The 12,516-nt window shown below is 73.1% G+C and carries 11 protein-coding genes; 7 read left to right on the top strand and 4 right to left on the bottom strand.

Annotation, left to right across the window (positions count from 1 at the left end):
• Positions 1-11: 11 nt before the first annotated feature.
• From AC3ERT_RS08880 to AC3ERT_RS08870, 3 genes are all read left to right on the top strand, one after another.
• Entirely contained in the window at positions 12-1,115 is a 1,104-nt protein-coding gene (locus AC3ERT_RS08880) for an NAD(P)-dependent alcohol dehydrogenase (RefSeq protein WP_435173529.1), read from the top strand.
• Positions 1,116-1,212: 97 nt separating this feature from the next.
• Positions 1,213-2,664, top strand: a complete 1,452-nt coding sequence (locus tag AC3ERT_RS08875; protein WP_435173527.1) for an aldehyde dehydrogenase — start codon at positions 1,213-1,215, stop codon at positions 2,662-2,664.
• Between the two features lie 103 nt (positions 2,665-2,767).
• On the top strand, positions 2,768-3,589 hold the full coding sequence (locus AC3ERT_RS08870) for a mycofactocin-coupled SDR family oxidoreductase (RefSeq protein WP_335984220.1): 822 nt from the start codon (positions 2,768-2,770) through the stop codon (positions 3,587-3,589).
• 117 nt (positions 3,590-3,706) lie between these two features.
• Here AC3ERT_RS08870 and AC3ERT_RS08865 read toward each other — a convergent pair whose 3' ends face one another.
• From AC3ERT_RS08865 to AC3ERT_RS08855, 3 genes are all read right to left on the bottom strand, one after another.
• Complete coding sequence (locus AC3ERT_RS08865; RefSeq protein ID WP_435130969.1) at positions 3,707-5,170, bottom strand: flavin-containing monooxygenase; 1,464 nt, start codon at positions 5,168-5,170, stop codon at positions 3,707-3,709.
• A gap of 69 nt (positions 5,171-5,239) precedes the next feature.
• Positions 5,240-6,433 (bottom strand): cytochrome P450, encoded by a 1,194-nt coding sequence (locus AC3ERT_RS08860; protein ID WP_335984218.1) that lies wholly within the window; start codon positions 6,431-6,433, stop codon positions 5,240-5,242.
• A 27-nt stretch (positions 6,434-6,460) separates the two neighbouring features.
• Positions 6,461-7,471, bottom strand: coding sequence for a choice-of-anchor I domain-containing protein (locus tag AC3ERT_RS08855; protein WP_435130972.1), 1,011 nt, complete (start codon positions 7,469-7,471; stop codon positions 6,461-6,463).
• A gap of 446 nt (positions 7,472-7,917) precedes the next feature.
• On the opposite strand from AC3ERT_RS08855, the gene AC3ERT_RS08850 reads away from it, so the two are divergent.
• The 4 genes from AC3ERT_RS08850 (at position 7,918) to AC3ERT_RS08835 (ending at position 12,194) form a co-directional block, all read left to right on the top strand.
• Positions 7,918-8,850, top strand: coding sequence for a hypothetical protein (locus AC3ERT_RS08850; RefSeq protein ID WP_335984216.1), 933 nt, complete (start codon positions 7,918-7,920; stop codon positions 8,848-8,850).
• A 31-nt stretch (positions 8,851-8,881) separates the two neighbouring features.
• The gene (locus AC3ERT_RS08845) at positions 8,882-9,955 is read left to right on the top strand and encodes an arylcarboxylate reductase (protein ID WP_335984215.1); all 1,074 of its coding nucleotides are present in this window, start codon (positions 8,882-8,884) and stop codon (positions 9,953-9,955) included.
• Positions 9,956-10,130: 175 nt separating this feature from the next.
• Positions 10,131-11,093, top strand: coding sequence for an NAD(P)H-quinone oxidoreductase (locus tag AC3ERT_RS08840; protein ID WP_435130976.1), 963 nt, complete (start codon positions 10,131-10,133; stop codon positions 11,091-11,093).
• 192 nt (positions 11,094-11,285) lie between these two features.
• On the top strand, positions 11,286-12,194 hold the full coding sequence (locus AC3ERT_RS08835) for an alpha/beta hydrolase (protein ID WP_335984213.1): 909 nt from the start codon (positions 11,286-11,288) through the stop codon (positions 12,192-12,194).
• Positions 12,195-12,331: 137 nt separating this feature from the next.
• Here the strand turns inward: AC3ERT_RS08835 and AC3ERT_RS08830 are convergent, their stop codons facing one another.
• A complete protein-coding gene (locus AC3ERT_RS08830) occupies positions 12,332-12,478 on the bottom strand; it encodes a hypothetical protein (RefSeq protein WP_435130978.1) in 147 nt (48 codons plus the stop codon).
• Positions 12,479-12,516 lie beyond the last annotated feature (38 nt).

Below are 12,516 nucleotides of genomic sequence, written 5' to 3'. Positions count from 1 at the left end.
GTAGGACAGACATGGACATCACCGCAGCAGTGCTCGACGAGGCCGGTGGCCCGTTCGTCCTCAAGCAGGTCGAACTGGCCGCGCCCGGCCCGGACGAGGTGCTGGTCGAGCTGCACGCCACCGGCCTGTGCCACACCGACGTGGCCGTCCAGCACGGCTTCACCCCCTTCCCGCTGCCGGGCGTGCTGGGCCACGAGGGCAGCGGTGTCGTGGCCGCCGTCGGGCCGGGCGTCGCCGGGCTGGCCGAGGGCGACCACGTGGCGCTGTCGTTCAGCAGCTGCGGCGCCTGCGACAACTGCCGCTCGGGCGTGCCCTCGTACTGCGACACGTTCGTGGCCCGCAACCTGCTGGGCGCCCGCGCCGACGGCAGCCGGCCGCTCACCCTCGACGGCAAGGGGCTCGGCTCGAACTTCTTCGGCCAGTCGAGCTTCGCCTCGCACACCGTGGCGCACGCCCGGTCGGTGGTGAAGATCCCCGAGCAGGTGCCGCTGGCGCTGGCCGCGCCGCTGGGCTGCGGTGTGCAGACCGGCGCCGGGGCGGTGCTGAAGTCGCTGCGGGCCCAGGCGGGCAGCTCGGTGCTGGTGCTCGGCGGCGGCTCGGTCGGGCTGAGCGCCGTGATGGGCGCGGTGCTCGCCGGGGCGGAGACGATCGTCGTGGTGGAGCCGGTGGAGTCGCGGCGGCTGGTCGCCAAGGACCTCGGCGCGACGCACGTGCTGGACCCGGCCGACGGGACGCTCGCCGAGCAGATCCGCGGTGTCGTGCCGCAGGGCGTGCGGCACGCGGTGGACACCACCGCCAAGGCGGCGGTGCTCACCGAGGTGGTGCAGGCCATGGCGAAGCGGGGCAGCATCGCGCTGCTCGGCATCCCGTCCGAGCCGGCCGCGGTGTTCCCGCTGAGCCTGGGGCTGAGCCAGATCCTGGGGCTGAGCGTCGTCGGGGTCGTGGAGGGCGACAGCGACCCGCAGACGTTCGTGCCCTGGCTGCTCCAGCAGTACCTCCAGGGCCGGTTCCCGATCGACCGGCTGGTCAGCACGATGCCGTTCGCCGACATCAACGAGGCCGTCGCGGCGCAGGTGCGCGGGGACGTGATCAAGGCGGTGCTCACGCACCGGTGACCGGTCCGGCGCCCGCGCGGCGCCGCCCCGGGTACGCCCGCCGGCGCCTTCGCGACGGCGACTCCCCACGAGCACAGGCAAGGACAGGCGAGGCCGTATGCCCATCGACCACGACGACTTCTACATCGGCGGCGCCCGGGTCGCGCCCGCCACCGCGCACCGCATCGAGGTGCGGGCCGCGGGCACCGGGGAGGTGGCCGGCAGCGTGCCGGCCGCGCACCCGGCCGACGTGGACGCGGCCGTCGCCGCGGCCCGCGCCGCCTTCGACGACCCTTCCGGCTGGCGGACGTGGAGCGCGCAGGACCGCGCGCAGACGCTGGACCGCTTCGCCGCGGCCCTCACCGAGCGCGGGCCGCAGACCGCGCGCCTGGTGAGCCTCCAGAACGGCATGCCGATCAGCCTGGCGGGCGTGCTGGAGGGCGTCGGCCCGGCCGCGCTGCTGCGCTACTACGCCTCCCTGGTCGCCGCGAAGACCGCCGACGACCGCCGCCCGGGCCTGTTCGGCGGGCACGCGGTGGTGGTGCCCGAGCCGGTGGGCGTGGTCGCCGCGATCGTGCCGTGGAACGTGCCGCAGGGCATCACCTTCATGAAGGTCGCCCCGGCGCTGGCCGCCGGCTGCGCCGTGGTGCTCAAGCCCTCCCCCGAGACGGTCCTGGACACCTACCAGGTCGCCGAGGCCGCCGAGGCGGCCGGGCTGCCCGCCGGGCTGCTGAACATCGTGCCCGGCGGCGCGGACACCGGCCGCCACCTGGTCGGCCACCCCGGCGTGGACAAGGTGTCCTTCACCGGCTCCACCGCCGTCGGCCGGGGCATCGCGGAGACCTGCGGGCGGCTGCTGCGGCCGGTGTCGCTGGAGCTGGGCGGCAAGTCCGCGGCGGTCGTCCTTGACGACGCCGACCTCGGCGCGGTGATGGACCGTTTCTTCCGGGCCACGTTGCTCAACAACGGGCAGGTGTGCTGGCTGGGCACCAGGGTGCTCGCGCCCCGCTCCCGCTACGACGAGATCGTGGACGCCGTCACCGCCATGGCGCGCTCGCTGAAGGTCGGCGACCCGCTCGACCCGGCGACCCAGCTGGGCCCGCTGGTCTCCGCACGGCAGCGGGACCGGGTGGAGTCCTACATCGCCAAGGGCGTCAGCGACGGCGCCCGGCTGACCGCCGGCGGCGGCCGCCCGGCCGGCGCCGACCGCGGCTGGTACGTGGAGGCCACGGTCTTCGCCGACGTCGACAACCGGTCCGCGATCGCGCAGGAGGAGATCTTCGGGCCGGTGCTGTCGGTCATCCCCTACGCGGACGAGGAACAGGCCCTGGCGATCGCCAACGACAGCGACTACGGCCTGGGCGGCTCGGTGTGGACCACCGACCCCGACCGCGGCCTGGCCTTCGCCCGCCGGGTGCAGGCCGGCTCCGTCGGCGTCAACGGCTACGCCAACGACCCGGTCGCGCCCTTCGGCGGCCGCAAGGCCAGCGGGCTCGGCTACGAGCTGGGCCCCGAGGGACTCGCCCAGTACCAGGCCCTGAAGTCGATCTACGTCGACCAGCAGGTCTGACCGGGGCGGCGCCCGGTGCCCCCCGCCCGGCGGCGCCGGGCCGCCCCGCGCAGTGACGCACACCCAGGAAGTGACACGCAGTGAGAAACGGAGTGGACCCCACATGAGCGGACGACTCGACGGCAAGGTCGCCATGATCACCGGCGCGGCGCGCGGCCAGGGCCGCGGCCACGCCCTGCGGCTCGCCGAGGAGGGCGCCGACCTGATCCTGGTGGACATCTGCCAGAACATCGACACCCTCGCCTACGCGCTGGGCACCGAGGACGAACTCGCCGAGACCGCCGCCGAGGTGGAGAAGCTGGGCCGCCGCGTGGTGACGGCGCAGGCCGACACGCGCGACGCGCCCGCGCTGCGCGAGGCCGTCGAGCGCGGCGCCGCGCAACTGGGCCGCCTCGACATCCTCGTCGCCAACGCCGGGGTGGGCATGGCGCACCCCTCGACCAGCCAGGAGCAGGCGTTCCGCGACCAGTTGGAGATCAACACCATCGGCGCGTGGAACACCGTGCACGCCGCGGCGCCGAAGATCATCGAGGGCGGCCGGGGCGGCGCCGTCGTCGTGGTCAGCTCGGTGATGGGCCTGAGCGGCAAGATCGGCAGCCCGACCGGCGGCGCGGAGGGCTACGTCGCCGCCAAGCACGCCCTGCTGGGCCTGTCGCGGGCGTGGACGCGGTGGCTGGGCCCGCACGACATCCGGGTCAACTCCATCCACACCACCGGCGTGCGCACCCCGCTGCTCGTCAACGACGCGGTGAAGAAGGTGCACACCAAGCCCCCCACGTCCGGCGCGGAGGTGGGCCACATCCTCGACGTCACCATGCTGGACGTCAGCGACGTCACCGGCGCCGTGGCCTGGCTGGTCTCCGACGAGGCCCGGTACGTCACCGGTGTCGCGCTGCCGATCGACGCGGGCTTCACCACCCCGTAGGAACCACCCCGTAGGACCACCCGCCCCGCACGGCGGACCGCCCCCGAGCCCGGCAACAGGCTCAGGGGCGGTCCGCTTGCGGGGGACGCGCCGGAAAGGCGGGTCAGGAAGGTCGGCTCAGGAGGGCGCCGGGGCGAACTCCACCCCGTCGTCCAGCGGACCGCGCCGCAGCAGCTTCACGTCCTTGCGGTAGTCCTGCTCCACCGTCCACGGCGCGCGCGTGCCGCGCTTGGGCATGCTGTCCGCGCCGCGCCGCACATAGCCCGAGCTGAGGTCCAGGATCGGCAGCACCGGGTCCTCGGGCGGCGGCGCGAGCGGCCGGACCACCGCGTGCCCGTGCTCGGCCATGTGCGCCAGCAGCCGGGACACGTACCGCGCCACCAGGTCGGCCTTGAGCGTCCAAGAGCTGTTGGTGTAGCCCAGCGTCCAGGCGAAGTTCGGCACCCCGGCGAGCATCAGGCCCTTGTACGCGACCGTCGCGCCGGGGTCGACGGCGGTGCCGGCCACGCTCATCCGGATACCGCCCAGCGGTAGCAGGTTCAGCCCGGTCGCGGTGACCACCATGTCCGCGGCCACCTCCTCGCCGCTCTCCAGCCGCAGCCCGTCCGGCGTGAAGGACTCCACGGCGCCGGTGACCACGGACGCCTGCCCGGAGCTGATCGCCGCGAACAGGTCCCCGTCGGGCACGTAGCACACCCGCTGGTCCCACGGCTGGTAGCGGGGGGTGAAGTGCGGGTCGAGGGAGTAGCCGTCCGGGAGGTGCTTGGCGGCGCCCTTGCGGAGCATCGCCTTGACCCGCTCCGGCCTCCTGCGGCTGAGCCGGTAGAAGGCCATCGCGAGCGTCGCGTTCTTCCAGCGGATCGCGCCGAGCGCCGCCTTCTCCGGCAGCACCCGGCGCAGCAGGTCCGCCAGGCCGTCGCGGGACGGCAGCGACATGACGTACGCGGGGGAGCGCTGCACCATCGTCACGTGCGCGGCCCGCTCGGCCAGCGCGGGCACCAGGGTGACCGCGGTGGCGCCGCTGCCGATGACGGCCACCCGCTTGCCGGCCCAGTCCAGGCCGGCCGGCCAGTGCTGCGGGTGCACCACGGTTCCCGTGAAGCGGTCGGTGTCCTTGAACTGCGGCCGGTAGCCCTCGTCGTAGCGGTAGTAGCCCGTGCACAGGTACAGGAACGAGCAGGTCAGCGTGGCCGTTTCGGGGTTCTCGGGCGCCCCGCGGGAGACGGTGACCCTCCAGCGGGCCGCCGCCTCGTCCCAGTCGGCGGCGGTCACGCGGTGCCGGAACCGGATCGCGTCCAGCAGGCCGTACTCCCGGGCGGAGTCCTGGATGTAGGACAGGATGCTCGCGCCGTCGGCGATGGCCTTGGGGTCCTTCCAGGGCCGCTCCCGGTAGCCGAGGGTGTGCATGTCCGAGTCGGACCGCACCCCCGGGTAGCGGAAGAGGTCCCAGGTGCCGCCGACGGCCTCCCGCGCCTCCAGGATCGCCAGGGTGCGGCCGGGGACGGCGCGGCGCAGGTGGCCGGCCGCGCCGATCCCGGCCAGCCCGGCGCCGACGACCAGGACGTCGACGTGCTCAGCCATGGCGGCGCCCCTTCCCGCGGGCGGGAGCGGCGGCCGCGGTCGTACTCGCCCGCGCCGCCGTCACGGGCGTCACCACGCGACCGGCATGGAGCGCGGACCGCGGACCATCATCTCGCTCTTCCACGCGATGTCGCCGGCCACCCGCAGGGTCGGCAGCCGCTGGAGCAGCACCCGCAGCGCCTCCTGCAACTCCAGCCGGGCCAGCGGCGCGCCCAGGCAGTGGTGGATGCCGTGGCCGAACCCGATGTGGTGGTTGGCCGGCCGGTCGAGCCTGATCTCCTCGGGGTCCTCGAAGCGCAGGCCGTCGCGGTTGGCGGCGCCCAGGGCGACCAGGACCGGTTCGCCGGCGCGCACCAGGGTGCCGCCGACCTCGATGTCCTCCCGGGCGTAGCGCGGGGCGGCCGAGCCGCTGCCCAGCGGCACGAAGCGGAACAGCTCCTCGACCGCCGAGGGGATCAGCTCCTCGTCGTGCAGCAGCCGCTGCCAGTGCTGCGGCTGGTCCAGCAGGGCGTAGACGAAGCTGGGGATCTGCGAGGCGGTGGTCTCGTGCCCGGCGATGAGCAGGCCGACGCAGTGGTCGAGCAACTCCTGCTCGGTCAGCCGGTCCTGCACGTCGCGGGCCTCGATCATGCCCGAGATGAGGTCGTCGGCCGGTTCGGCGCGGCGCGCCTCGATGATGCCGCGGATGTACTCCACCAGCTCGATCCGCTTGGCGCGGCCCTCCTCGGCGTTCAGGGAGCTGGTGGACAGGATCGCGTCGGTCCAGTTGCCGAACCGGTCCCGGTCCTCGAAGGGCACCCCGAGCAGTTCGCAGATGACGGTCGTCGGGATCGGCAGCGCGTAGTCCGCGACGAGGTCGGCCGGCGCGCCCTTGGCCTCCATCGTGTCGATCAGCCGGTGCGCGAGGTCGTGGACCTTCGGCCGCAGCTCCTCCACCCGGCGGATGGTGAACGCCTTGCTGATCAGGCGGCGCAGCCGGGTGTGGTCGGGCGCGTCCATGTTGAACATGGACTTCGGCTGGGCGTTGAACTTCCGTGCCCGCGGCGGGTCGTGCTCCTCGGCCATCGCGCGGCTGAAGCGCCCGTCGCCCAGCACCAGCCGGGCGTCGGCGTAGCGGGTGGCCAGCCAGGCCGGCTCGCCGTAGGGGAGGTTGACGCGGATCAGGCCCTCGGTGTCCCGCGCCTTGCGGTAGGCCTCGCTGAGCGCGAGGCCCTCGTCGGGGCCGAAGGGGTAGGACAGCGGCTCCGGATAGGTGGTGTTCACTGCGTGCTCCTCAGCGGGGGATGCGGGTCACAGCCGTGCGAGGTCGACGACGGACACGAGGTTCGCGCCGTAGTTCGCCAGGTATGCGCGGCGGCCGTCGGCGGAGACGGCGATGCCGGCGGGGGTGCGTTCGACGGGGACGGTGCGCACGACGGTCTGCGTGGCGGTGTCGATCACGGACATGGTCCGGCCGGGCGCCTTGCTGCCGCCCATGTTGACGACGTAGGCGCGCGCGCCGTCCGGGGAGAGCGCCACCCCGCCGGGCCCGTCGCCGACGGTGACGGTGGCGGCCACGGTGTGGGTGGCGGTGTCGATCACCGACACGGTGTTGCCGGGGTCGCCGAACGGGCCGTGGTCGGCGACGTAGACACGCGTGCCGTCCGGGCTGATGGCGACGGCGCCGGGGGAGCGGCCCACGGTGACGGTGGTGGCCACGGTGTTCGTGGTGAGGTCGATCACCGACACGGTGCCCTCGGTATCGGTGGGCCGGCCGTAGTTGACGACGTAGGCGTGCACGCCGTTGTCGTGGATGGCCACCGCGCCCGGTGCGGCGCCGACGTCCACGGAGCCGACGACCTGGAGGGTGGCGGTGTCGATGACCGACATGGTGCTGCCCGGGTCGGTCTCGATGCCCAGTTCGGAGATGTAGACGTACCGCCCGTCGGGGGTGGCCGCGACGCCGTCGGGGGAGTTGCCGACGCCGATCGTGGCGACCACCTCGTGGGTGGCGGTGTCGATGACGGACACGGTGCGGCCGGGCTCCTTGCCGGAGCCGTAGTTGACGACGTAGACGCGGGAGCCGTCGGGGACGACCTCCAGCGCGGTCGGGCCCACCCCGACCTTCACGGTCGCGACGACCTCGTGGGTGGCGGTGTCGATGACCGACACCGTGTCGCCGGGGGAGTGGGTCGCCCACCGGCCGTAGTTCGTCACGTACGCCCGGCTGCCGTCCGGGGTGAGGGCGACGGCGGAGGGCCCCTCGCCCACCGGGATGGTGACCTCCACGTGCGGCAGGCCGATCTGTTCGGTGTCGGTCACGGATGCGCTCTCCTCACGGCGGCTGCCGGCGATCCCCGCCCCGCGCGCGGCTGCGGGGCGGGGATCGCCGGGAACGTCTCGCGGATTCGAAGGATTCGACGGGCTCGACGGGTTCAACTGATTCGACAGGTTCAACGGATTCGGCGGATTCGCTTATGCGGAAACGCCGGCGGGTAGCGTGCTGTCGCGCACTTCCCGGTCGCGGCGCCGACCGGCGGTTTTCGCGGCGTCGAATCCGGGACCGATGCTCGAAGGATCGTATCGGCGTCCCCCGGACAAAAGGCGGGTCCCCCGACATTAGGGGCCTCGTTAGGGGGCCGGCCGGCCGTTTAGGGGCCTGGACCGCACACCGCCCGTTCGCTTAGGGGATTGCTAGGGGGGTGTCCGCGGCGGGTCCTTCAGTAGGTTCGTGCCCCGAGAAGGCGTCGCATGGGATGGGGAGCAAGGTGAAGATCGCATACCTGGTCGACGGCGGGCTGAGCGATGTGGCGGGCGCCGGCACGGACCTCTACGAGCGCTACCCGCAGGTCCGTGAGATCTACGCGCAGGCCGCCGAGTGGACCGGTCTGACCGTCGACCGGATGCTGCGCTGGGAACTGGACCGCCTCGAGGAGTACCACCAGGTCGGGCTGATCCGGCAGACCTCGATCATCCTCGGCGTCGCCGACCTGCTCGCCGAGCGCGGTGTGCGCCCGGACGTCATCGCCGGCATGAGCCTGGGCTCGCTGGTCGGCGCGTGCCTGGCCGGCGCCGTGGAGCGCCGGGACCTGTTCACCTTCCTGCGCCGCAAGACCGAGGTGCCGCCGCCCACCGGGCCCGCCCAGGGCTGCGCCGGGCTGCTGGTGCCCGCGGACGCCGACGACGCGGACTACCTCGGGCAGCTCGTCGAAGGCACCTGGGTCGGCGGCGAGTTGGGCCTGCGCCGCAACAACACCGTGCGCGGCTTCATGGTCTCCGGCTACGTCCACGCGCTGCACGAGCTCATGGCGAAGCTCCCCGAGGGCGCGATGCACATGATCAAGGACATCGACGTCGCCGTGCACGTCCCGCTGTGCGCGGACCAGAACGAGTACCTCAAACCGGTCTGGGAGAAAATAAATTTCCACGACCCGGAGATTCCGCTGTGCTCCTGCAAGGAGCGCGGAATGCTCACCACGGCGGCGGACGTGCGGAAGTGGTACCTCGGCAACCAGGTCGACAAGGTAAGCCACCCGGAGATGTTCCGCAACGTCGTCGACAACGAGCCGGAGATCGCTTTCCTGCTCGGCCCGGCGAAGCTCGACATCTACCTCGACGCGCTGCCCTGCCCGGTCGTGCAGATCGAGAACGACGAACAGCTCACGGACGCCATGACCGCCCTGTACGAAATGCGGATCTGACCGCTTTCCCCCTCAGAAAGGCGCGGCAGGAATGAAGGAATCACTGGCTCTGGTCGACCGTTTCCTGCGGACGGACCTCGACGAGTGGACCCGGCAGGTGGTGCGGCGGCACTTCGACCCCGAAACCGGCAGCCCCTACTGGCTCAAGCGCGCGGCGGAGCTGGACTTCGACCCGCGCGAGATCACCCGCTACGACGAACTCGGCGCGCTCGGACCCTTCCCGCTGTCCGTGCTGCGCAAGCTCGACCCCGCCGACCTGGTACCCCAGGCCGTGCCCCGCCCCCTCGCCGGCCGCGTCTTCGACTCCGGCGGCACCACCGGCGACCCCAAGCGCATCCTCTACACCCCCGCCATGCTCGAACACCGCCAGGCATGGCGCCACTGGTCCTTCCACACCGAGGGGTTCCGCCCCGACGGCAACTGGGTGCAGGGCACCCCCACCGGCCCGCACGTCATCGGCCTGGGCGTGCAGGAACTGTCCGCCTACGGCGGCCGGATGTACATCGTGGACATCGACCCGCGCTGGGTGAAGCGGCTCATCCGGGCCGGCAAGCTCGCCGAGGCCGACGAGTACACCGACCACGTCGTCGGCCAGATCACCAACATCCTGCGCACCCAGCCGATCGACTACCTCAACACCACCTCCGCGCTGCTCAACGCCCTCATCCGGCGCGCCCCCGAACTCGCCGCGCGACTCAAGGGAGTACGCGTCAGCGGCACCCACTGCACCCCCGCGATGTACCGCGCCTTCCGGTCGGTCCTGAACGGCGGCAGCGGCGCCGTCGTCGGCCGCAGCTACGGCAACACCTTCGGCACCTCGGCCGGCATCCCCGCCTCCGACGACGGCGAGACCCTGCCCTACCTGCCGAACTACCCCCACGTCACCGCGCTCGTGGTCGACAAGGAGGACTGGACCCGCACCGTCGAGTACGGCCGGCAGGGCCAGGTCATGCTGAACGTCCTGCACCCCGACCTGCTGCTGCCGAACTTCCTGGAGCGCGACCAGGCCGTCCGGTACGACACCGGCGACGCCTACCCCTGCGACGGTGTCGCCAACGTGATGCCGCTCCAGGTCACCCGCAGCGCCCCGGAGGGCATCTACTGAGCGGCCGCGCGCCCGCGCCGCCCGCACCTCGTACCCCGCGGCCCGCGACCGGCGACGGTCCGGGCCGCACCCGCACCCGCCTCACCGACTCCGCACCCACCGACCCGCACTCACGGACTCTCGGACCCGAAGGAGGACGGGCAGCGGCCCCGCCGGGGACCCGCGCCCCACACCTATGCAAGCGATCGTGATCGAGGACATGCAGTTGGTGCTGCGCGAGGTCGAGGACCCCGAGCCGGGGCCGGGCGAGGTGGTCGTCGACGTGGCCGCGGCCGGGGTCAACCGGGCCGACGTCGGCCAGCGCAAGGGCCTGTACCCGCCGCCGCCGGGCGCCCCGCCCTACCCGGGGCTCGAAGTCTCCGGCGTGGTCAGCGCCCTGGGCATCGGGGTGAAGGGCCGTCAGGTCGGCGACGAGGTCGCCTGCCTGCTCGCCGGCGGCGGCTACGCCGAGAAGGTGGCGGTGCCCGCCGCGCACACCCTGCCGGTGCCCGCAGGGGTGTCGCTGCGGGACGCGGCGTCCCTGCCCGAAGTCGCGTGCACCGTCTGGTCGAACGTGGTCGACCGCGACGCCCTGCGCGAGGGCGAGACGCTGCTCGTGCACGGCGGCGGCAGCGGCATCGGCACCTTCGCGATCCAACTGGGCAAGGCCCTGGGCGCGTCCGTGGTGGTGACCGCCCGCCCGGCCAAGCACGACCGGCTGCGGGCCCTGGGCGCCGATCTGGTGGTCGACTACACCACCGAGGACTTCGTCCTGGCCACCAAGGAGTTCACCGCCGGCGCCGGCGTCGACGTCATCCTGGACATCGTCGGAGCCCCGTACCTGGCGGACAACATCGAGGCTCTGGCGCCGAACGGCCGGCTCACCGTCATCGGCCTCCAAGGCGGCCGCAAGGCCGAACTGGACCTCGCGATGCTGTTCAGCCGGCGCGCCTCGGTCTCCGCCACGTCACTGCGCGCCCGACCGCGAGCGGACAAGTCGCGCATCGTCGCCGGTGTCGGGCACCAGGTGTGGCCGCTGGTCGAGGCCGGCACGGTCAAGCCCGTGGTGCACGCCGCGCTGCCGCTGGCCGAGGCCGCCGAAGCACACCGGATGATGGAGGCGAGCGACCACATCGGCAAGATCCTGCTCCTGCCGTAGCGGCACGTCCGCCGGCGGCCGGGCCGCCCGCGGCGGCCGGCGCACCGCGGGCGGCCCGGCGACGCGCGCGTGCGGCGAGCCCGCGCCGCGCCGCCCCGCCCGCTCCCTCATCCCCCCTTTCCCGCCGGCCGCACCCGGCCGGTGCTCGCTCGCACGCATCGCCGCCCCGGCGATGCCGGAACGGAGTACCCGATGCCCCTCGACCCCGCGGTCAAGGCCGTCCTCGGCATCCTTGACGCCGCCGGCGACCGGCAACTGCACGACCTGCCGATGCCCCTCGCCCGGGCCAGCTACGACCAGCTCGCCGGGCTCGGCGGCGAGCCGGCCGCGATCGCCCGCACCGAACGCACCACCGCCGACGGCATACCGGTCCGGCTGTACTGGCCCGACAGCCCCGGCCCGCACCCCGTCCTGCTCTTCTTCCACGGCGGCGGCTGGGTCCTCGGCAGCCTCGACGGCTACGACGGCGTCGCCCGCGACCTGAGCGCCCACGCCGACTGCCTGGTCGTCAGCGTCGGCTACCGCCTCGCCCCCGACCACTGCTTCCCCGCCGCCGTCCAGGACGCCCTCACCGTCGCCAAGTGGGCCCTGCGCACCGGCGACTCCTACGGCGGCGACACCCAGCGCCTCGCCGTCGCCGGCGACTCCGCGGGCGGCAACCTCGGCGCCGTCCTCAGCAACGAACTGCCCGGCCTCTTCCGCGCCCAGGCTCTGCTCTACCCGGTCACCGACCAGACCAGGAACCACCCCTCGGTCCGCGAGAACGGCCAGGGCTACCTGCTGACCGAGGACACCCTGCGCTGGTTCAGCGAGAACTACCTCGGCGACCAGGACCCGCGCCACCCCTGGGCGTCACCGCTGTTCGCCGCCGACGAGGTCCTCGCCGCCGCACCCCCCACCCTCATCCTCACCGGCGAGTACGACCCGCTGCGCGACGAGGGCGAGGCGTACGCCGACAAGCTGCGCGCGCTGGGCGTTCCGGTCGAACAGCGCCGCTACGACGGCATGATCCACGGATTCTTCGCCATGCGCGGAATGGTGCCCGCCGCCGCCGAAGCACTCGCCCAGACCGCCGACTTCCTGCGCGCCGCCTGGCGGTAACCACGCAGCGGAAACCACCCACCCAAAACAACACCCCTCCCACTCCGGGACGTCCGTCACCCCCGCGGGCGTCCCGGTTGCCATTTCCGTTCCCGTCACGACAACTCGCCGCGGGCAACGCCGAATTGCACGGCGGATTACCGGCCCACCCCGCACCACCCCGACCCCCGACGCGCCGCCACCACACCGCCGTTGACCAGCCACGACAGCCGCCGCGGCAGCGCCGAACCCCCACACCCGCGCACCGCGACGACCACCGACCGCACCATGTCACCGGCGGTCACCCCTACCTGTGTTAGGGGTCGAAACGAAGATCTCCAGG

This window comes from Actinacidiphila sp. bgisy145 (genome assembly GCF_057708125.1).
This window is presented reverse-complemented; position numbering and strand designations above follow the sequence as displayed.